Below are 20,697 nucleotides of genomic sequence, written 5' to 3'. Positions count from 1 at the left end.
GGATGTGGCACTTGTCACACCAAGATCGGATATGATCGCTCCGGCACAAACCGTGGCTTTGCGCTGCGCCCCGTCGTACGTTGCCAGTGAACCGGTACCGCGGGTACCGGTAACGACGTGAAAGGGGTGCATCATGTTCGCACTGCTCGCCATCGCCCTGGCCCTGTTCGTCCTCGTGACGATGCTCGGTCTGCCCTACCAGCAGTCGTGGTACCGCCGGTGGGGTGGCTCGGACCAGTGACCGGTGGCGGTGGGGTACGAATGGTGCGTGACCCCGCCGCCCCAAGCGCCGACCGTTCTACTGCTGTCGACCTCTGACACCGACCTGATCACCGCCCGCGCCAGCGGGGCGCGGTACCGCTGGGCGAACCCCAGTCGGCTGGTCACGGGCGAATTGGCGGAGTTGCTCGACGCCGCCGACGTCGTGGTCGTCCGGATCCTCGGCGGCTATCGCGCGTGGGAGGACGGCATCGACGCCGCGACGTCCGGCGGGAAACCCGTCGTCGTCGTCAGCGGGGAGCAGTCGCCCGACGCGGAGCTGATGCGGCATTCCACCGTCCCGCAGGGCGCGGCACTGCAGGCCCACGTCTACCTCGCCCAGGGCGGTGTGGAGAACCTGCGCCAACTCCACGCGTTCCTCTGTGACACGTTGCTGATGACGGGCTTCGGGTTCGCTCCGCCTGCCGCCACCCCGACCTGGGGTGTGCTCGAGCGGCAGGCGCCAACCACCGACGGCCCGACGGTCGCGGTGCTGTACTACCGGGCCCAGCAGTTGGCGGGCAACACCGCCTACGTCGAGGCGCTCTGCGATGCGATCGAAGCCAGGGGCGGGCGGCCGCTACCGGTGTACTGCGCCTCGCTGCGCACCGCGGAACCGGATCTGTTGGCCCTGCTGGGATCGGCCGACGCGCTGATCACCACCGTGCTCGCCGCGGGTGCGGCGACCCCGGCCGCGGTCGGCGCGGGCGGTAACGACGACAGCTGGGACGTCGCGCACCTCGCCGCGCTGGACGTGCCGATCCTGCAGGGGCTGTGCCTCACCAGTTCCCGGGAGCAGTGGGAGGCCAACGACGACGGGCTCTCACCGCTCGACGTCGCCACTCAGGTCGCCGTGCCGGAGTTCGACGGCCGCATCATCACGGTCCCGTTCTCGTTCAAGGAGATCGACAGCGAGGGCCTCATCTCCTACGTCGCCGATCCCGAACGGTGCGCCCGCGTCGCCGGGATCGCGCTGCGACACGCACGGTTGCGCCGAATCCCGGTGCGGGACAAGCGGATCGCCGTGGTGTTCTCGGCGTACCCGACCAAACACGCCCGCATCGGCAACGCCGTCGGACTCGACACCCCGGCCAGCGCGGTCGCGCTGCTGCGCGCCATGCGTGAACACGGCTACGACATCGGGGAGGTCCCAGGAGTCGAGGCCGGTGACCCCGGCACGATCGTCGCCTCCGGCGACGGTGACGCGCTGATCCACGCCCTCATCGAACGCGGCGGCCAGGACCCGGACTGGCTCACCGAGGGTCAGCTCGCGGGGAATCCGATCCGGTTGTCCGCCAGCGACTATCGCAAGTGGTTCGCCACGCTGCCCACCGAGCTGACCGACGCCGTCGTCGAGCACTGGGGCCCACCGCCCGGTGAACTCTTCGTCGATCGCAGCAACGATCCCGACGGCGAGATCGTCATCGCGGCACTGCAATCCGGCAACACCGTGCTGATGGTGCAGCCGCCGCGGGGATTCGGTGAGAACCCCGTCGCCATCTACCACGATCCGGACCTGCCGCCCAGCCACCACTACCTGGCCGCCTACCACTGGCTCGACGAGGGTTTCGGCGCGGACGCCGTCGTGCATCTGGGCAAGCACGGCAACCTGGAATGGCTGCCCGGCAAGACGCTCGGTATGTCCGCGGCCTGCGGCACCGACGCCGCGATCGGCGACCTCCCGCTGATCTACCCGTTCCTGGTCAACGATCCCGGGGAGGGCACGCAGGCCAAGCGGCGTGCGCACGCGACGCTGGTCGACCACCTCATCCCGCCGATGGCCCGCGCCGAGACCTACGGCGACATCGCCCGGCTCGAACAACTGCTGGACGAACACGCCAACGTGTCGGCGCTCGATCCCGGCAAGCTTCCCGCGGTGCGCCAACAGATCTGGACGCTGATGCGCGCGGCCAAGATGGACCACGACCTCGGGCTCGACGAGCGGCCGGACGAGGACTCGTTCGACGACATGCTGCTCCACGTCGACGGCTGGCTCTGCGAGATCAAGGACGTCCAGATCCGCGACGGCCTGCACATCCTCGGCGCGCCGCCGGCGGGGGAGGCCGAACTCGACCTGGTGCTGGCGATCCTGCGGGCGCGCCAACTCTTCGGCGGTGAGCAGACCCTGCCCGGTCTGCGTCAGGCGCTCGGTCTCGCCGAGGACGGCCACGACGAACGCACCAGCGTCGACACCGTCGAGGCCCAGGCCCGCCACCTCGTCGGCGCCCTGCAGGCCACCGGCTGGGACCCCGCCGCGGTGGGCGGCATCACCGACGATCCGCAGATCGCCGCGATCCTGCGGTTCGCGGCCACCGAGGTGGTCCCGCGACTGGTCGGGACCGCCGAGGAGATCACCCAGGTGCTGCGCGCGCTCGACGGCCGCTACATCGCCGCCGGGCCCTCGGGGTCGCCACTGCGCGGTCTGGTCAACGTGCTGCCGACCGGACGCAACTTCTACTCCGTCGACCCCAAGGCCGTCCCCTCGCGGCTGGCGTGGGAAACCGGTGTCGCCATGGCGGATTCGCTGCTGGCGCGCTACCGCGACGACCACGGGGACTGGCCCCGCTCGGTCGGCCTGTCGGTGTGGGGCACCTCGGCCATGCGCACCTCGGGGGACGACATCGCCGAAGTCCTTGCGCTGCTAGGGGTTCGGCCGATCTGGGACGACGCCTCCCGCCGGGTCGTCGACCTCGAACCCATCACGCTCGACGAACTGGGCCGGCCCCGCATCGACGTCACCGTGCGGATCTCCGGATTCTTCCGCGATGCGTTCCCGCACGTCGTCGCCATGCTCGACGATGCGGTCACCCTCGTCGCGGGCCTCGACGAATCCGACGAGGACAACTACGTGCGCGCGCACGCGCAGGCCGACCTCGCCCAGCACGGCGACCAACGGCGCGCCACCACACGGATCTTCGGCTCCAAACCCGGCACGTACGGCGCGGGTCTGCTGCAGCTGATCGACAGCCGCAACTGGCGCGACGACGCCGACCTGGCCGAGGTCTACACCGCCTGGGGCGGCTTCGCCTACGGCCGCGGCCTCGACGGCCGACCCGCCGCCGAGGACATGAACAGCAGCTACCGCCGGATTGCGGTGGCCGCCAAGAACACCGACACCCGCGAACACGACATCGCCGACTCCGACGACTACTTCCAGTACCACGGCGGCATGGTCGCCACCGTCCGCGCGCTCACCGGCAAGGCGCCCGCGGCCTACATCGGTGACAACACCCGCCCCGACGCGGTGCGCACCCGCACCTTGAGCGAGGAGACCAACCGGGTGTTCCGCGCCCGCGTGGTCAATCCGCGCTGGATCACCGCGATGCGCAGGCACGGCTACAAGGGTGCGTTCGAGATGGCCGCCACGGTGGACTACCTGTTCGGCTACGACGCCACCGCGCACGTGATGGCGGACTGGATGTACGACAAGCTCTCGCAGGAGTACGTGCTCGACGCGGAGAACCGCAAGTTCATGGAGGAATCCAATCCGTGGGCGCTGCACGGGATGGCCGAGCGGCTGCTCGAGGCGGCCGGTCGCGGGATGTGGGCCGAACCGGATCCCGCCACCCTCGACGGGTTGCGCCAGGTGCTGCTGGAGACCGAAGGTGAACTCGAGGGCTGAGACCCGTTGACGGCACCGTTGACTCTGCGCGCACGGCGCACCCCACTCGCACTTCTTCGCCCAGTACGCAGAGTCAACGGGAAATTCAGTAGCGTGATCGCATGGCCCCCACCTTCACCGAGATCGCCGGCTCCGAGTACATCCTGCTGACCACGTTCACCAAGGACGGTCGACCCAAGCCGACCGCGGTGTGGGCCGCACCGGTCGGCGACAAGCTGCTGGTGATCACCCAGGAGAAGTCGTGGAAGGTCAAGCGGATCCGCAACACTCCGCGGGTCACGATCGCCAAGTGCGACCGCTCCGGTAAACCGCAGAGCGAGGCGGCCGAAGCGGTGGCGCGCATCCTCGACAAGTCGGCCAACGGGGCCACCTACGACGCGCTCGGCAAGCGCTACGGGCTGCTCGGCAAGACGTTCAACGTTTTCTCGAAGCTGCGCGGGGGCATGAAGAACAACGTGACGGTCGAGATCTCCGCCGGAGGCTGACGTGGCGGCTTCCTCTAATCCCACCTCCCGCCCCACCTTCGGTGACGTATACCGCGAGAAGTACCTGCTGCTGACCACGTTCACCAAGGACGGCAGACCCAAGCCCACGCCGGTGTGGGGCGTGCCCGACGGCGACAAGTTGTACATCGTCACCGACGACGGGTCGTGGAAAACCAAGCGCATCAACAACACTCCGCGCGTGACCATCCAGAAGTGCGGTGTGCTCGGCAAACCCAAGGGGGAGCCGGTCGAGGCGGTTGCCCGCAACCTGCCGAAGTCCGAGACCCGCCGGGTTTGGAACATGGTGACCCGACGCTACTGGTGGCACGCCTGGTGGTGGGTGCCGCACGCGATCATCCGCGGCGGCGTCGACAAGCTGCACAGCGCGATCGAGGTGACCAGCCCGGCCTAAGCGCCCAGATGGGTGGTGAAGAACGCGAACACCCGGCGCCACGCGTCCTCGGTGGCCTCGGCGTGGTAGCCGAACTGCGCGATGCGCAGGAACGGCTGGATCGGCAGCTGGTTGGCGAAACTGTGCCCGACGTCGGGATACACCTTGACGTCGGACGGCACCCCCTTGGCGGTCAGCATCTCCTGCAGTTTCGGACCCGCGCCGGGGCCGAGCGGATCGCGGCGGCCGAAGCTGGCCACCACCGGACACGACGCGTCGAGGCTGTCGGCGATGTTCTTCGGCAGCGGGGTGCCGTAGAACGGCGCCGAGGCACCGAAGTTGCCCGCCCCGAGGAGCAGCGCGAACTGCCCGCCCATGCAGAACCCCGCGACCCCGACCGCCCCCGAACACTGTGGCAGGCCCAGCAGGTGGTCGCGGGCGGCCAGCACATCGTCGAAGGCACGGCCGCGCTGCTGCACCGCCTCGCGGAAGACCCGCGTCATGCAGCGGACGCGGCCGCCGCGCGAGAACAGGTTCGGGGTGAGCGAGACGAAGCCGGCGGCAGCGATCCGCGCCGCGGTGGCCTCGTTGTCGGGGCCGTAGCCGACGGCGTCGTGCACCACGACGATGCCGGGGAAGGGGCCGTCACCGTCGGGCACGCCGAGCAGCGCGTCGACCGGTCCGCCCGGTGCGTCGACCTGCACGGTGGACACCGAATTGATCATGGCTCCGAATGTACGGAACCCACTCGCCCCGGCAGACGTTGGAGGGGCATGGCAATGCGGCTGTTCGTGCTCTACGCGGTCCTGGAGGCGGCGGTGATCGTCGCGCTCGTGTCGACCGTCGGCCTGGGGTGGACCCTGCTGATCTCGGTGGCGACGTTCGTCGCCGGGCTGCTGCTGGCCGGCTCCCAGCTCAAACGACAGCTGCAGCGGCTGCGGTCGGGTCTGACCGCGACGACCGCCCAAGGTGCGGTCACCGACAGCGCGCTCGTCGCGCTGGGCACCGTGCTCGTGGTGGTACCGGGGCTCGCCAGCACCGTCGTCGGCGCACTCCTGCTGCTGCCGCCGACGCGGGCCGCGGCCCGTCCGGTGGTCACCGCGCTGACCGCACGCCGGCTCGGCCGCGGGGTCCCGTTCGTCGTGGTCGGCGCACCGGGCCGACCGCGTCGCGGCGACTACATCGACGGTGAGGTCGTCGACGTGGTCGACGCCGAGACCCCGGCCGTGGAGCGCCGGGCGGACTGACCCCGCTAGTCTGTCGGCTCCGTGACGACACTGCTGCTCAACGGCCGGGTGCACAGCCCCGCCCAACCCGACGCCACCGCGATGGCGGTGCGTGACGGCACCGTCGTCTGGTTGGGCAGCGACGACGTCGGCCGCGTTCAGTTCCCCGACGCCGAGACCGTGGACCTCGACGGCGGCTTCGTGGCCCCGGCCTTCGTCGACAGCCATGTTCACCTCACCGCGACCGGGCTCACCCTCATCGGCCTCGACCTGCGCGGCGCCACGTCGCTGCGGCACTGCCTCGATCTGCTCGCCGAGTACGCCCGCAGTCATCCGGACGGGGTGATCTGGGGCCACGGCTGGGACGACTCCGGCTGGCCGGAGCGCACCGCGCCGAGCACCGACGACGTCGACGCCGCGGTCGGGCCGCGGGCCGCCTACCTGGCCCGCGTCGATGTGCACTCCGCGGTCGCGTCGACCGCGCTGCGGGCGGCCGCCGACGCTCTGCCGGGCGCCGTCGGCTTCCACCCGCAGCGCCCGCTGACCGCCGATGCGCACCACCGTGTCCGTGCCGCCGCCCGCGCCCTGGTGACCGCAGGCCAACGCGCGCAGGCCCGTCGCGCTGCGCTCGACACCGCCGCCGCTCATGGCATCGCCGCCGTCCACGAGTGCGCGGGCCCACAGATCGGCGGCCTCGAGGACTGGCTGGAACTGCGTGAGACCACCCACGGGGTCGAGGTCGTCGGCTACTGGGGTGAGTCCGCCACCGACGAGGACCACGCCCGCGACCTCCTCGCCCGCACCGGCGCGCGCGGGCTGGCCGGCGATCTGTTCGTCGACGGCGCGCTCGGCTCCCGCACCGCGTGGTTGAGCGATCCGTACGCCGATGCGCCGGGGGAGTGCGGCAACAGCTACCTCGACGAGGACGCCGTGGCCACCCACCTGCGCGCGTGCACCGCGGCGGGCATCACCGCGGGCTTCCACGTCATCGGGGATGCGGCGGTCGGCACCGTGGTGGCCGCTTTCGCCGCCATCGTCGACGAGTTCGGTGCCCCGGCCGTGGCGCGGTGCGGACACCGCCTCGAACACCTCGAGATGGTCAGCGCGGAGCAGGCCGCCCGGCTCGGGGCCTGGGGGGTCGTGGCCAGCATGCAACCCCACTTCGACGCGCTGTGGGGTGGGCCGACGGGTATGTACGCCCAGCGGCTCGGCGCCGATCGAGCCGCCGGGCTCAACCCGTTCGCGCTGTTAGCATCCCAAGGCGTGCCCATGGCCTTCGGCTCGGACAGCCCCGTCACCAGCATGAACCCCTGGTCGAGCGTGCGCGCGGCCAGCGCCCACCACACCCCGGGCAGCGCGATCTCGCTGCGCGCGGCGTTCGCGGCCGCCACCCGCGGCGCCTGGCGCGCGGCCGGGGTGCGCGATGGCGTCACCGGCACGCTGGTGCCCGGTGCCCCCGCGTCGTACGCGATCTGGGAGGCCGACGACTTCGCGGTCAGCGCCCCCGCCGATTCCGTCCAGCGCTGGTCGACCGACCCGCGCTCCCGCGTACCCGCACTGCCTCGCCTGGAGGCGGGCGATCCGCTGCCGCGCTGCCGCCGGACGGTCCACCGGGGTGTCGTCCTCCATGGCTGAGCCCGCGACCGGGCGGGTGACGCCGCGGCTGCGCCGGTTCGGGCGGGCCGTCCTGGACCGGACGTGGCAGCTCGTCGCCGCCGTCGCCGCGGGACTCTTGCTGTGCGTCAGTTTCCCGCCGTTCGGGTGGTGGTACTGCGCGTTCGCTTCCGCGGCGCTGCTGGGGTGGGTGCTGCGAACCGAGAGCACGACCCGCGCGGGCGGGTTCGGCTACGGCTACCTGTTCGGGCTGGCGTTCTACGTCCCGCTGCTGCCGTGGATCAGTGGCCTGGTCGGGGCGGTCCCGTGGCTGGCGCTCGCCGCCGTCGAGGCGCTGTTCCCGGCGCTGTTCGGGCTCGCCGCGGTCGTCGTGCGCCGGCTGCCCGGCTGGCCGCTGTGGTTCGCCGCGCTGTGGGCGGTGCAGGAGTGGCTGAAGTCGACGCTGCCGTTCGGCGGGTTCCCGTGGGGTGTGGTGGCGTTCAGCCAGACCGACGGCCCGATGCTGTCGTTGGCCCGCATCGGCGGTGCGCCGCTGCTGTCGTTCGCGGTGATGCTGGCCGGGTTCGCGCTGACGGCGCTGACGGTCGAGGCCGTCGACTGGATCAGGCGCAGTCACCGCCACGAACCCGCGACCGGCGCGCCGCCCGCGGTCGTGCTGCCCGGCGCGGCGATCGCGGTGGTGCTGCTCGGCACCGCGCTGGTGTGGCCGCAGGTCCGGCAGTCGGGGATGGGCGCGGTCGACGACCAACCGGTGACGGTCGCGGCCGTACAGGGCAACGTGCCGCGGCTGGGCCTGGAGTTCAACGCCCAGCGCCGCGCCGTGCTCGACAACCACGTCGCCGAGACGATGCGGCTGGCCGAGGACGTACGGGCGGGGCGGGCCGCGCACCCGATGTTCGTCGTGTGGCCGGAGAACGCCTCCGACATCGACCCGCTGGCCAATCCGGACGCCGCTGCGCAGATCTCCGCCGCGGCCGCGGCGATCAACGCCCCCATCCTCGTCGGGACCGTGGTGCGCACGCCCGACTGGACGCCCGAGACCCAGGTGGCCAACAACACCGTGCTGGTGTGGAATCCGGCGACCGGTCCGGCCGACCGGCACGACAAACGGATCGTGCAGCCGTTCGGCGAGTATCTGCCCTGGCGCGGCCTGTTCAGCAAGCTCTCGTCATACGCCGACCGGGCGGGCTACTTCGTGCCCGGCAACGGCAGCGGGGTGGTGACCGCGGCGGGCGTGCCGGTCGGGATCACCACGTGCTGGGAGGTGATCTTCGACCGCGCCGCCAGGGAATCGGTGCGCAACGGCGCGCAGGTACTCGCGGTGCCGACGAACAACGCCACCTTCGACGAGGCGATGAGCCGCCAGCAGCTCGCGTTCGCCCGACTACGCGCCGTCGAACACGACCGGTACGCGGTGGTCGCCGGCACGACCGGCATCAGCGCGGTGATCTCCCCGGACGGCAGGGACCTCGCGGAGACCGCCTTCTTCGAACCCGCCTACCTGGACACCCAGATCCGGCTCAAGACGGACATCACGCCCGCCACCCGGTGGGGACCGCTGATGCAGGCCCTGCTGGCGATCGCCGGGGTGGGCGCCGTGATCGCCGCCATACGGCACAATGGAAATTTCGTGCCCGCGAGGTTGCGGCGGCAGCGAACCGCGACCCCGGCACGCAGTAGCGAAGAAGGAGCACCATGACCGACCCCGCGGCGAACGCGCACCGTCCGGCTCGCCCGAGTCGGCGGACGCTGGTCATCATCCCGACCTACAACGAGCGGGAGAACCTGCCGCTGATCGTGGAGCGGGTGCACACCGCGTGCCCGCAGGTCCACATCCTCGTCGTCGACGACGGCAGCCCCGACGGCACCGGCCGCCTGGCCGACGAACTGGCACTGGCCGACCCCGACCGCATGCATGTGATGCACCGCACCAGCAAGGACGGTCTCGGCGCGGCATACCTGGCCGGGTTCGCGTGGGGGCTCAGCCGCGAGTATTCGGTGCTGGTGGAGATGGACGCCGACGGCAGCCACGCGCCCGAGCAGCTGCACCGGCTGCTCGACGCGGTCGACGCGGGCGCCGACCTGGCGATCGGGTCGCGGTACGTGCCGGGCGGGACGATCCGCAACTGGCCGCGCCGCCGCTATGCGCTGTCCAAGACCGCGAACACCTACGCCCGCGTGCTGCTCGGCGTCGACATCCACGACATCACCGCGGGATACCGGGCCTACCGGCGTGAGGTGCTCGAGAAGATCGACCTGTCGGCGGTCGATTCGAAGGGGTACTGCTTCCAGATCGACCTGACCTGGCGGACCATCAACAACGGCTACACGGTCGTCGAGGTGCCGATCACGTTCACCGAACGCGAGCTGGGTCAGTCGAAGATGAGCGGATCCAACATCCGCGAGGCCATGCTCAAGGTCGCGGATTGGGGAATCCGCGGGCGCTTCGATCGCGCCCGCGGACTCGAGTACCGGCGCTAGCCGGTCAGCTGCCGCGCCGCTTGGTCTTGATCAGTTCGAGGCGCTCCTTGAGGAGTTCCTCGAGCTCTTCGACCGAACGCCGCTCCAGGAGCATGTCCCAGTGCGTACGCGGCGGCTTGGTCTTCTTCGGCTCCGGCACGTCACCCTCGATCAGGGTGCCCTCCAGGCCGTTGCGGCACAGCCAGGTGCCGGGGATCTCGGCGTCGTCGGCGAACGGGACGTCGAACTCTTCGCCGTTGTCGGTGCGGTAGCGGGCGACCTGACGCGGCGCCAGGTCGTGGTTGCGGTCGGTCTCGTAGCTCACGGCTCCGAGGCGACTGCCTCTCAGGACACGATCAGCCATCGTCAACACTCCTCATCAAAGATTCTTGCCGGATTATCAACGCGGCGGAGCCACGAACGGTTCCCGACTCGACCGTCCATGATACCGGGATCGGTGGGGTGACCCGTCTACAGTCAGAATCCGTGGAGACCGCGAGCAGACGGCGTACCAAGCCGCAGCCGTGCCGGTGGTGCGGGCGTGAGGTCGCCGACGCAGGGATGGGCCGCCGCCGCCAGTACTGCCGCCAATCGTGCAGGCAGCGCGCCTACGAACAGCGGGCCATGGTCAAGGGCACGTCGCTGGCGCCGGACGCGGTGGTGCTGACCGCCGAGGAGGCGACGCTGCTCGCCGACCGGGTCTTCGAGGTGCGGTGTGCGGCCGAGGACGTCGCGACCGCGGTGGACGAGGGCGCCGGCTCCGAAGAGCTGCGCCAGCTCTGTGACGCGTTGATGCGTGCGGCCAAGGCGGCCGACGGCTGGCGTTAGGTTTTCCGCCCCGCGCTTCGGGTAACTGGACGCGGTGGTTGGAGAAGGCAAGCGCACCGACGAGTTGAACCGCACGGCCCGGCGAGTGTTCGGCTGGGAGGAACTGCATCCCGAGCAGCTCGAAGCGATGGAGGCGGTGCTGGCGGGCCGGGACGTGGTGGCGGTGCTGCCGACCGGATCGGGCAAGTCGGCGATCTACCAGGTGCCCGCGGTGCTCCTCGACGGCGCGACGGTGGTGGTGTCCCCGTTGATCGCCCTGCAGCAGGACCAGATCGCCGGGCTGGCCGACACCCGGGCGCCGGAGGCGGTCGCGATCCACTCCCAGCAGCGGTCGACGGTCACCGAGCACAACTGGGAGGCGGTCGACAGCAACGAGGCCGAGTACATCTTCGTTTCACCCGAACAGCTCGCCAACGAGGAGGTGCTGGGCCGCCTGGCCGAGGCCGACGTGTCGCTGATCGTCGTCGACGAAGCGCATTGTGTGTCGGCGTGGGGCCACGACTTTCGGCCCGACTATCTGCGTCTGGCCGATGCGTTCGCGCAGTTCGGCGAGGGCGCCCCGGTGGTGGCGCTGACCGCCACGGCTTCGGTGATTGTGCGGCGGGAGATCGTGGAACGGTTGCGGCTGCGCGATCCGCTGATGGTCGTCGGCGATTTCGACCGGCCCAACCTGACGCTGGAGGTGCAGCAGTTCGTCCGCGACGCCGACAAACGCGCCGCGGTCGTCGACACCGTCGCCGAACTGACCGGGCCCGGACTGCTCTACACCGCGACCCGCAAGGACGCCGAACGGTACGCCGAGGAGCTGGGCGAGCGCGGGGTCCGCGCGGCGGTGTACCACGCGGGAGTGGCGGCGGCAGAACGGGAATCGGTCCACGAACGGTTCCGCGACGACGAGGTCGACGTCGTGGTGGCGACCTCGGCGTTCGGTATGGGCATCGACAAACCCAATGTGCGGTTCGTGGTCCACGCGTCGGTGCCGGATTCGCTGGATTCCTATTACCAGCAGATCGGCAGGGCCGGCCGCGACGGCGACGATGCGCTGGCGCTGCTGCTCTACCGCGCCGAGGACCTCGGGCTGGCCCGGTTCTTCACCACCCACCGCCCCGACGCCGACCTGATCAAGAAGGTGTACAAGGCGATCAGCACCGACAAACCCCGCCGGTTGAAGCACCTGCGGGAGCGGCTCGACATCCGCGGTCGCCGCCTCACCAACGCGATCAACCTGCTCGAACAGGCCGACGCCATCCGGTCGACGCGAAAAGGGTTCCTGTCCAACGGGATCCGGCCCCGCGATGCGGTCGACGGCGCGACGGAGGCGGTCGAGTCACGAGAACGCGTGGACCGCAGCCGGGTGGAGATGATGCGGGGCTACGCCGAGGCCAGGGACTGCAGGCGGCAGTTCCTGCTCACCTATTTCGGTCAGGCCCTCGCGGAGCCGTGCGGGAACTGCGACCGCTGCCGCGACGGCGAAGGCGCCTCTGATGCAGGCGCCGATGCCGGCGAAGAGTCGGCCATCCCGGTCAACACCGCGGTGGCGCACAAGGAGTGGGGCGACGGCGTGGTGATCGGCGGCGACAGCGACCGCGTCACCGTGTTGTTCGAGGACTACGGGTACCGCACGCTGGCCATGTCCGCGGTCGAGGCGAACCACCTGCTCACGACGCGGTGATCTGGTCGGCGGCCCACGAGGCAGGGAGCACCACCTGACCGGCACGATCGAGCCCCGCACACCGCCGGACGACGACGACCTGCGCCGCTCCCTGCCGCGCTTCACACGTGAAGCGCGCCGGGCCGATCAGGCGCTGGTCGAATTGCCCCGGCAGATCGCCGACGACAAGGGAGCGACGCCGGGCCAGATCGCGCTCGCCTCGGCCGCTGACACGGTCGATACGCACCGTCTCGACCAGAAGGTTCCCCAGATTCTCCACTGAAGCCCGTGTGAGGCCGCGGTCAGGAAATCATCCTGGTGAGATGGCACAGCACATCCGCAAGCACAACCGCACCCTGCGTCTGGGGGTCGGTGCGATCTGCGCGTTCGGCACGCTGTCGGCGTGCTCGGGCGGTGGATCCACCACCGAGACCACCACCGAGCCCGGCACCACCGCCGCCCCCGCGTCGGCGGAGGCGTTCCCTCCTTCGGCCACGTTCATCGCCGACATGGAGCAGGGCGGCCGACCGATGACGATCGGGATCGCCGTCGACGGCGACCGGTTCGCCGCCTACGCCTGCAACGGCACCGACGACGAAGCCTGGTTCTTCGGCGACCAGGCCGACGGTGTGGTCAGGGCGACGTCGAGGTTCCGCGACACCCTCGACGCCTCGTTCTCCGGCGGGGACGTCGGGGGCGATCTGACGATGGACGGCGTCACCTACACCTTCACCGCCGCGGAGGTGGCCGCACCGGCCGGTGTGTACACCGCGGCACGGGGCGGCGTGCGCGAGTCATGGGTGTTGCGCCCCAACGGTTCTGCGGTCGGTGTGCAGTTCGGCGGCCTCGGCGGAGACTTCGGTCGAGACGACGACGACAACATCTTCGAGAAGCAGCAGCAGCTCAAGGACGAACAGTTCCGCGCCGAAGTGCGCAACCGGCGGTTGTTGCGGCAGGCCGGTCCGCTCCAGCAGCAACCGGACGGCAAATGGGGCGCCACCATCGACGGTCAGCCCGTCGAGGCCGTGATCGTCGACGGCGAATTCCGGCTGCCGCCCGCATAGGCCTGCTCCCGACAGATCGGCAAAACCGCTGCGACACATGCGAAGTGGGGGCGGAGGGACAGCGCTTGACGACTGTGTCGCGCGGCGGCCGCACCCTTCTGCGGCAGAAGGGCGTGGCCTGACCACCACCCGGCGTACGCTGCCGGATTGATGGATGACTGGTTCGACCGCAGCCCCTTCGTCGGCTTCGCGCCGTGGATCATCTACTGGGTCGTCGCCGACGGCCCGAGCACCTGGATGTTCGGCGCCCTGTGCGCGGTGCTGTCCGCGGTCATCCTCGGGATCGCGATGGGCCGGGGCGGGCCACGGTGGCTCGACATCGTCACGATCGTGTTCTTCTCCGGCGTCACTGTGATCGCGATGGGCGTCGGTGCGGCGGACCGCGACTGGATGGACACCTATGCGACGACGGTGTCCAGCGCGGTGCTGGCGGTGATGTGCATGGTGTCGCTGGCGTTCGTGCCGTTCACCGAGCAGTACGCCAGAGAGAGCGTGCCGCAACATGATTGGGAAGAGCCGGTGTTCCGGCGGACCAACCAGGTGCTGACGCTGATGTGGGCGTTGGTGTTCGCATTGATCGCGGTGCTCGGCCTGCTCGCCGCACGGGTCCCGCACACCGGCGACTGGACCAACTACGTCATCCCGGTGGTGGTCATCGTGGGTGCGGTCGGGATGACGCACGCCTATCCGCAGCGGGTGCGCGAACGGGCGCGGCCGGTCGAGTAGCACCCTCACCCTGGCGCGAGCGTGCGCAGTTGTAGGAAAACCCCGGCGTGTCGTGTGCAGACACGCACGCTCGCGGTGGGAGGGGCGCCCTCAGCAGCTGAACCGGGCACCGATGTCGGGCGGCGGCGAGACCTCCTGAAGACACCCGAACGGTTCGATGCCCGCGTCGCTGAACCGCGCGGCCGACCGATGGGCGTAGTTGACGCAGAACAGCCCCGCGGGATCGGTGCGGCACCGGTAGTCACCGAAGCTCAGCGCCTCGCCGTAGGGGAGCTCGGCTCCGAACCCGTCGGAGAACGGTCCCGGATCGCCGTGTGCGGACCCGACGTCGAGGGTGGCGCCCGGGAAGTCGACCCAACCGCCCTTCCACTCCCCGTACACGTCGGCAGGCCGCTCCGGCGGATCACGTAGCTCGACCAGACAGGTGAGCGCACCGTCGGCGCCGCGGTTGGTCATGCACTTCGACGTCCCCGCCGGGGTGGTGAACGCAACGCCTTCGCCGAGGTCGGTGCTGGCACCCTCGCGGCTGACCGTGCGGAACTCCTCGGGTGCGGCGGGGGCGGCGGCCTCGATCCAGCGCACCACCTCTCCGATCGGCGCCTGCGCCTTCGGGGCGGCCGTCGGCGGGGGCGCGGTGGTCGACGACGGGGCGGTGCGGGAGGTGCCCGACGGGACCGACTGGGAACTCTCGGATTGCCGCGCCTGCCCGTCGACCGCCTGCGAGCAGGCTGCGACCAGCAAAGACGCCGCGAGCAGCACAGCGAATCGCATGCTGGCCAGGCTAGCGGGCCGACACGCACACCCTGGTCAGGCGCGGCGGCGGCGCGCGTTCGCTACCGTCGAAACATGCACGACCGTACCGTCCGCGCGACGATCAGCACCGGAACGATCGAAGGGTTCACCCGCGACGGGGTGCATCGGTGGCGGGCAATCCCGTACGCGCAGCCTCCGGTGGGCTCGCTACGCCTGCGTGCACCCCTGCCCGCGCAACCGTGGCGCGGGGTCCGGTACTGCCACAGTGTCGGCAACTGCGCCCCGCAGGATCCCAAGTACGCATTGCTCGGCGTGAACAAGCGTCAGCCGATGAGCGAGGACTGCCTGACGCTCAACGTGGTGACGTCGGAGAAGCCCGCCGACGGCCCGCTGCCGGTGATGTTCTTCATCCACGGTGGCGGCTACGCCTTCGGCAGTTCGGCCACCCCCATCTACGACGGTGCGGCGCTGGCCCGCCGCGGGTGCGTCTACGTCTCGGTCAACTACCGCCTCGGGCCGCTGGGCGCCATGGACTTCTCGTCGCTGTCCACCCCGGAACATCCGATCGACGACAACCTGTTCCTGCGCGACCTGGTGATGGCGCTGCGGTGGGTGCGCGACAACATCGCGGTGTTCGGCGGCGACCCGGACAACGTGACGATCTTCGGGGAGAGCGCGGGCGCGCACGCGGTCGCCACGCTGCTGGCCACCCCGCAGGCCAAAGGCCTTTTCCACCAAGCGATCTCGGAGAGTCCGGCCAGCGGGATGGTGCGTTCACAGGACGCCGCCGCCGATTTCGCGGAACGCTTCGTCGACGTCCTCGGTGCACGCCCGCAGGACGGGGCGGCCGCGCTGAAGGCCGCCCGTCCGTCGGAGCTGGGCAAGGCGCTCGAGAACGTGATCCGGCGTGGTATGACCGATCTGCCCGGCGCGTTCCCGGTCGGCCCGTCGTACGGATCGGACTACCTGCCCGTCGAACCCGTCGCGGCGATGGCCGAGGGCAGTGCGCACCGAGTGCCGTTGATCGTCGGCAACAACGCCGAGGAGGGCCGGTTGTTCAGCCGGTTCCTGCCGCTGCTGCCGATGTCGGAACCGATGATCGAGACCCTGTTGGCCGATTCGGACGCCGACCGCCGCGAGCGGATCACCGGCGCCTACCCGGGCTATCCGAACTCGTCGGCATGTATGCAGCTGGGCGGCGACTTCGCGTTCGGCACCGCAACGTGGCAGATCTCCGAGGCCCATTCCCGGCACGCGCCGACCTACGTGTACCGCTACGACTACGCGCCCCGCACGCTCAAGTGGTCCGGGCTGGGCGCCACCCACGCGACCGAACTGCTCGCGGTCTTCGACACCTACCGCACCCGGTTCGGCGCCCTGCTCACCGCCGCCGCCGACCGGGGGTCGGCGATCAAAGTCAGCAAGGACATCCAGCGCCGGTGGCGGGAGTTCAGCCGCACCGGAACCCCCGGGCAGGGCTGGCCGGCCTACAGCGCCGACGAGCGTGCGGTGCTGGTCTTCGACCGCAAATCCCGCGTCGAAGACGACCCCGACGCACACCGCCGCGAAGCCTGGGCGGGGTTCACACTCTCGGCGCGCTGAAGCGTTGACACCCGTCAACCTGTGATTCAGCCCACTGCTAGGTTCATCGCGTGGCTCACACTGCAGACCTGCTGATCGAACGTCCCGCCGATCTGACCGCCGAATGGCTGACCATGGTGCTCGTCGGCGGCACCGTCACCGATTTCCGGTCCGAACGCATCGGCACCGGCCAGATGAGCGAGTGCTACCGCGTCCACCTGACCTACGCCGACGGGTCCGACGGGCCCACCTCAGTGGTGCTCAAAGTCGCCGCCACCGACCCCAGCAGCCGCCAGACCGGGCTCGCGCTCGGGCTCTACGAACGCGAGGTGCGGTTCTACACCGACATCGCGCCGGGGCTGCCCGGTCCGGTGGCGCCCTGCTACCACGCCGCCTACGACGCCGAGACCGGCGCGTTCGACCTGCTGCTCGGCGATGCCGCGCCCGCGGTGGTGGGCGACGAGATCCGCGGCGCCACCCCCGCAGAGGCCATGATCGCGCTCGCCGAGCTGGGCCGCGTACACGGACCGCTGCTCGGCAACGAGGCGCTGGCCGACGCCGCCTGGCTCAACCGGGAGGCGCCGCTGAACCAGGCGCTGATCGGCCAGTTGTGGGCCGGGTTCGCCGACCGCTACGGCGACGCGATAGCGCCCGAACACCGCGCGGTGTGCGAGCGGCTGGTCGCGGTCTTCGACGCGTATCTGGCGGCCGAGGGCGCCGAGGACCGTCCGCACGGCTTGGTGCACGGCGACTACCGGCTCGACAACATGCTGTTCGGCCAACCCGGCGCCGACCGGACGCTGACCGTCGTCGACTGGCAGACCGTCACCTGGGGTCCCGCCTTCACCGACGTGGCGTACTTCCTGGGCTGCGCGCTGCCCGTCGAGGAGCGCCGCGCCCACTACGACGACCTGTTGCGCGCCTACCACGAGGCGCTCGGACCGCAGGCGCCGGTGGATCTCGCGGCGGTGCGCGACGGCGTCCGCAGGCAGAGCTTCTTCGGCGTGATGATGGCGATCGTCTCGTCGATGCTCGTCGCGCGGACCGAACGCGGCGACGAGATGTTCATGACGATGCTGCGCAGGCACTGCGAACACGTCCTCGACACCGACGCGCTGGCCGCGCTGCCCGAACCGTCCGCCGATGAACCCCTGCAGCCCGAGCCTGCCGATGAGGGGTCGCACCCACCGGGCGACGAGGAGCTGTGGAACGAGAGCTGGTACTTCGACTTCGTCGACGCCGCCCAGGACGTCGGCGGCTGGGTGCGGCTGGGCCTGTACCCCAACCGCGGTGTCGCCTGGGTCAACGCGCTCGTCTGCGGACCCGGGATGCCGACCATCGGCATCGTCGACTTCGAAGCGCCCCTGCCCGCCGACTTCACCGAAACCTCAACGGAGCAGGCACATCTCGGGCTGCAGCCGGTGGACCCGCTGCGTACCTTCCGGGTGACCGTGCGCGGCCGCGGCGAGGCGCACGACGACCCGGCGGCACTGCTGCGCGGTGAGTCGGGCCGACCCGTCGACCTCACGATGGACCTGACGTGGACCACCGTCGGCACGCCCTACCAGTACCGCATCACCCCGCGCTACGAGATCGCCTGCACGGTGTCGGGCACGGTCACCGCCGACGGCCACGAGTACACCTTCGACGCGGTTCCCGGCCAGCGCGACCACTCGTGGGGCGTGCGCGACTGGTGGGCGATGGACTGGGTGTGGCAGGCCCTGCATCTCGACGACGGCACCCACCTGCACGGCGTCGACCTCCGGATCCCGGACATGGGCCCGCTCAGCATCGGCTACGTCCAGCCGCCGGGCGCACCGCTGGCCGAGACCACCCAGATGTCGGCGCAGGCGACCTTCGCCGACACCGGGCTCCCGGTCACCACCTCGCTGTCGGTGCAACCGGGTGACCTCACCGTCGATGTCGACGTCCGCGGTTTCGCCCCGGTGCGCCTGGTCGCCGCCGACCGCCGGGTCAGCCACTTCCCGCGGGGGTGGGCGGTCGTCACCACCGGCGACGGCTGCACCGGCGTCGGCTGGCTGGAGTGGAACCACAACATCGGCCGCTCCTGACGCCCAGCGTGCGTGTCTGATGCACGACACGCCGCGAATCTGCGGCAGTTCGCGCACGCTCACGGCAGGCTGACGGGCGTGTTCGTGCTCAAATCGGTCGTCCTGTTCCTCCTCGCCGCGCTGCTGGAGATCGGTGGTGCGTGGCTGGTGTGGCAGGGGGTGAGGGAGCACCGCGGGTGGCTGTGGGCCGGCGCCGGGATGCTCGCGCTGGGGGCCTACGGTTTCGTCGCCGCATTCCAGCCCGACGCCCATTTCGGGCGCATCCTGGCCGCCTACGGCGGGGTGTTCGTCGCCGGATCGCTGCTGTGGGGTGTGGTCGTGGACGGGTTCCGGCCCGACCGGTGGGACATCACCGGCGCGCTGATCTGCCTGGCCGGGGTCGGTTTCATCATGTACGCGCCGCGCTGATCCGACGTGTTTGTGACGGTCAGCGACCCGGTCGCGTGACCGGGGGACCGGTGGGTACCCGCCTTCCCATGAGCGATCAGGAATTCAAGAAGGGCGACAAGGTCACCTGGAAGAGCCATGGCAGCACCGCCGAGGGCGAGGTGGTCGAGAAGATCACCTCGGAGACGGAGGCGGCGGGCCGGAAGGTCAAGGCGTCCAAGGACGAACCGCAGTACCGGGTGGTCAGCGACAAGAGCGGCGGCGACGCGGTCCACAAGCCCGGCGCGCTCGACAAGAAGTGAGCGTGTGATGTCGGCAGACAACGACCCCGAGCGGACTTGGTCGGAGTTCAAGGACGCGGTCAACATGTCCGCGGGCGACCTGGAGAAGTGGCTGGAGGGCGACGAGTCGAAGTCGGTGGGACAGAAGTCCGGCGGCGGCGAGGCCACCGGCCACGCGAGCGGGCGGCGCATCGTCGAGATCCTGCGGAGCAAGAAGGCCGATCTCGACGACGACGACCATGCCCACATGCGCAAGGTCGTCGGGTACGTGCACCGCCACCTCGCGCAGCGGCCGTCCGGGGACGTCTCCGACACACCGTGGCGGTACTCACTGATGAACTGGGGCCACGATCCGCTGAAGAAGTGACGCCGGTCAGCCCAAGTGCGCGCTCGCGTCCTCGAGGTCGTCGCGGGACAACCCCATCGGCGTGGCAGACGGGACGATGCCGGCGGACACCACCGCACGGGTGATCGGTGTCAGCGTCTGGAACAGCGTCTCGACCTCCTCGTCGGTGAGCCCGTCGAGTGCGGTCAGCGCCAACGTGTCGGTGGCGTCCTCGATCTGCTGCTTCACCGCGTGACCGGCGGGGGTGAGCTCACCGGAGGTGTCGAGCAGACCGCGTCGGGCCAGCTGTTCGACGTGGTCGCGCCACTGCGCGTCGTCGTAGTCACGGCTGCGCATGATCATCTCGCGCGGCACCCGGCCCGCGGCGGCGTGCAGCACGTTGCATTCGCGCCCGCTCAGGCCCGCCGCGGCGAGGATCGCGACGTGCCCGTCGCCGCGGTGCTCCCGCAGCAGGGTCGCCGCATGCCAGAGCATCGCGACCGGGTCGTCGGGCCAGTCCAGCGCCTTGTTCGCCGCATAGAGCGGTCTGCCGTCGACCGGGAGGTCGCGGGCCGCCCTCGCGGCCAGCGCGGCCGCCGTGCGCGCACCGTCGTCGTCGCGCACACCGCACCGCTCCAGCGCGGCGACCGCGGAGCGTTCCCTGGCCTGCAGCGCCACTTCGGGCGGGGCGACGTCCCACGCGGCGGGCAGTGCCTTGGCCACCCGGTGCGGGGCGAAGTTGTAGAAGATCGCGGTGACGACGTCGGCGGGCACCCGGCCCAGCGGCGCGGAGCGGGCGGCGAAATAGCCCATCCAGAAACCGCGGTAGCCGAGGTCGTCGAGGGCCGAACGCGCCTCGGGCGCGAAGTAGGTGACGGCGTGCACCGGTTCGATGCGGTCGAACAGCCGGCGGGCCAATTCGGGACCTCTACTCACCTCAACAGGACTACACCATCGCCCCGGTGTGACGGAC

Annotated in this window: 21 protein-coding genes; 16 read left to right on the top strand and 5 right to left on the bottom strand. The window is 70.5% G+C overall.

Annotated features, from left to right (window positions below; all coding sequences use genetic code 11):
* The first annotated feature begins 268 nt into the window (after positions 1–268).
* The 3 genes from cobN (at position 269) to AU194_RS29380 (ending at position 4,777) form a co-directional block, all read left to right on the top strand.
* Positions 269–3,880 (top strand): cobaltochelatase subunit CobN, encoded by a 3,612-nt coding sequence (cobN, locus tag AU194_RS29390; protein WP_059092823.1) that lies wholly within the window; start codon positions 269–271, stop codon positions 3,878–3,880.
* A 101-nt stretch (positions 3,881–3,981) separates the two neighbouring features.
* Positions 3,982–4,365, top strand: coding sequence for a PPOX class F420-dependent oxidoreductase (locus AU194_RS29385; RefSeq protein ID WP_059092766.1), 384 nt, complete (start codon positions 3,982–3,984; stop codon positions 4,363–4,365).
* Between the two features lies 1 nt (position 4,366).
* Positions 4,367–4,777 carry a PPOX class F420-dependent oxidoreductase gene (locus AU194_RS29380; protein ID WP_059092765.1) on the top strand — a complete coding sequence of 137 codons (411 nt, stop codon included), beginning with the start codon at positions 4,367–4,369 and terminating at the stop codon, positions 4,775–4,777.
* Here AU194_RS29380 and AU194_RS29375 read toward each other — a convergent pair.
* Positions 4,774–5,481 carry a dienelactone hydrolase family protein gene (locus AU194_RS29375; RefSeq protein WP_369804252.1) on the bottom strand — a complete coding sequence of 236 codons (708 nt, stop codon included), beginning with the start codon at positions 5,479–5,481 and terminating at the stop codon, positions 4,774–4,776. The genes AU194_RS29380 and AU194_RS29375 overlap by 4 nt on opposite strands.
* Before the next feature lie 48 nt (positions 5,482–5,529).
* On the opposite strand from AU194_RS29375, the gene AU194_RS29370 reads away from it, so the two are divergent.
* From AU194_RS29370 to AU194_RS33115, 4 genes are read left to right on the top strand one after another with little or no spacing between them, the layout of a single operon-like run.
* The gene (locus AU194_RS29370; RefSeq protein WP_059092764.1) at positions 5,530–6,003 is read left to right on the top strand and encodes an FxsA family protein; all 474 of its coding nucleotides are present in this window, start codon (positions 5,530–5,532) and stop codon (positions 6,001–6,003) included.
* A 21-nt stretch (positions 6,004–6,024) separates the two neighbouring features.
* On the top strand, positions 6,025–7,617 hold the full coding sequence (locus AU194_RS29365) for an amidohydrolase (protein WP_059092763.1): 1,593 nt from the start codon (positions 6,025–6,027) through the stop codon (positions 7,615–7,617).
* Complete coding sequence (gene lnt / locus AU194_RS29360; protein WP_059092762.1) at positions 7,610–9,295, top strand: apolipoprotein N-acyltransferase; 1,686 nt, start codon at positions 7,610–7,612, stop codon at positions 9,293–9,295. Before AU194_RS29365 ends, lnt begins: the two co-directional genes overlap by 8 nt.
* Positions 9,292–10,077 carry a polyprenol monophosphomannose synthase gene (locus AU194_RS33115; RefSeq protein ID WP_059092761.1) on the top strand — a complete coding sequence of 262 codons (786 nt, stop codon included), beginning with the start codon at positions 9,292–9,294 and terminating at the stop codon, positions 10,075–10,077. Before lnt ends, AU194_RS33115 begins: the two co-directional genes overlap by 4 nt.
* A gap of 4 nt (positions 10,078–10,081) precedes the next feature.
* Here the strand turns inward: AU194_RS33115 and rbpA are convergent, their stop codons facing one another.
* Positions 10,082–10,420 (bottom strand): RNA polymerase-binding protein RbpA, encoded by a 339-nt coding sequence (gene rbpA, locus AU194_RS29350; protein ID WP_059092821.1) that lies wholly within the window; start codon positions 10,418–10,420, stop codon positions 10,082–10,084.
* A 122-nt stretch (positions 10,421–10,542) separates the two neighbouring features.
* Between rbpA and AU194_RS29345 the strand changes: the two genes are divergently transcribed.
* Together AU194_RS29345 and AU194_RS29340 are read left to right on the top strand one after the other, a co-directional pair.
* Positions 10,543–10,884, top strand: coding sequence for a hypothetical protein (locus AU194_RS29345; protein WP_231743621.1), 342 nt, complete (start codon positions 10,543–10,545; stop codon positions 10,882–10,884).
* A gap of 34 nt (positions 10,885–10,918) precedes the next feature.
* Entirely contained in the window at positions 10,919–12,556 is a 1,638-nt protein-coding gene (locus tag AU194_RS29340) for an ATP-dependent DNA helicase RecQ (RefSeq protein WP_059092759.1), read from the top strand.
* Here AU194_RS29340 and AU194_RS29335 read toward each other — a convergent pair.
* Positions 12,543–12,815, bottom strand: a complete 273-nt coding sequence (locus tag AU194_RS29335; protein WP_059092758.1) for a hypothetical protein — start codon at positions 12,813–12,815, stop codon at positions 12,543–12,545. The two genes, AU194_RS29340 and AU194_RS29335, sit on opposite strands and share 14 nt — an antisense overlap.
* Positions 12,816–12,870: 55 nt before the next feature.
* On the opposite strand from AU194_RS29335, the gene AU194_RS29330 reads away from it, so the two are divergent.
* Positions 12,871–13,599, top strand: a complete 729-nt coding sequence (locus tag AU194_RS29330; protein WP_059092820.1) for a hypothetical protein — start codon at positions 12,871–12,873, stop codon at positions 13,597–13,599.
* Positions 13,600–13,749: 150 nt separating this feature from the next.
* Positions 13,750–14,325 (top strand): hypothetical protein, encoded by a 576-nt coding sequence (locus tag AU194_RS29325; RefSeq protein ID WP_059092757.1) that lies wholly within the window; start codon positions 13,750–13,752, stop codon positions 14,323–14,325.
* 90 nt (positions 14,326–14,415) lie between these two features.
* Here the strand turns inward: AU194_RS29325 and AU194_RS29320 are convergent, their stop codons facing one another.
* Positions 14,416–15,096: a hypothetical protein gene (locus AU194_RS29320; protein WP_059092756.1), complete on the bottom strand. Its 681-nt coding sequence runs from the start codon at positions 15,094–15,096 to the stop codon at positions 14,416–14,418.
* A 75-nt stretch (positions 15,097–15,171) separates the two neighbouring features.
* On the opposite strand from AU194_RS29320, the gene AU194_RS29315 reads away from it, so the two are divergent.
* The 5 genes from AU194_RS29315 to AU194_RS29295 all read left to right on the top strand — a co-directional run bounded on the left by AU194_RS29315 (position 15,172) and on the right by AU194_RS29295 (position 19,766).
* Positions 15,172–16,680: a carboxylesterase/lipase family protein gene (locus AU194_RS29315; protein WP_059092755.1), complete on the top strand. Its 1,509-nt coding sequence runs from the start codon at positions 15,172–15,174 to the stop codon at positions 16,678–16,680.
* 50 nt (positions 16,681–16,730) lie between these two features.
* Positions 16,731–18,731, top strand: a complete 2,001-nt coding sequence (locus tag AU194_RS29310) for a phosphotransferase (protein ID WP_059092754.1) — start codon at positions 16,731–16,733, stop codon at positions 18,729–18,731.
* An 84-nt stretch (positions 18,732–18,815) separates the two neighbouring features.
* Entirely contained in the window at positions 18,816–19,139 is a 324-nt protein-coding gene (locus AU194_RS29305) for a YnfA family protein (RefSeq protein WP_197417776.1), read from the top strand.
* Between the two features lie 68 nt (positions 19,140–19,207).
* Entirely contained in the window at positions 19,208–19,420 is a 213-nt protein-coding gene (locus AU194_RS29300) for a DUF2945 domain-containing protein (protein WP_059092753.1), read from the top strand.
* Positions 19,421–19,427: 7 nt separating this feature from the next.
* Positions 19,428–19,766: a DUF3140 domain-containing protein gene (locus AU194_RS29295; protein WP_059092752.1), complete on the top strand. Its 339-nt coding sequence runs from the start codon at positions 19,428–19,430 to the stop codon at positions 19,764–19,766.
* A gap of 6 nt (positions 19,767–19,772) precedes the next feature.
* On the opposite strand, the gene AU194_RS29290 is transcribed toward AU194_RS29295, so the two are convergent.
* Positions 19,773–20,660: a hypothetical protein gene (locus AU194_RS29290; RefSeq protein WP_059092751.1), complete on the bottom strand. Its 888-nt coding sequence runs from the start codon at positions 20,658–20,660 to the stop codon at positions 19,773–19,775.
* Between the last annotated feature and the right edge of the window lie 37 nt (positions 20,661–20,697).

The sequence above is a fragment of the Mycobacterium sp. GA-2829 genome, assembly GCF_001499965.1.
GTDB lineage: Bacteria > Actinomycetota > Actinomycetes > Mycobacteriales > Mycobacteriaceae > Mycobacterium.
This window is presented reverse-complemented; position numbering and strand designations above follow the sequence as displayed.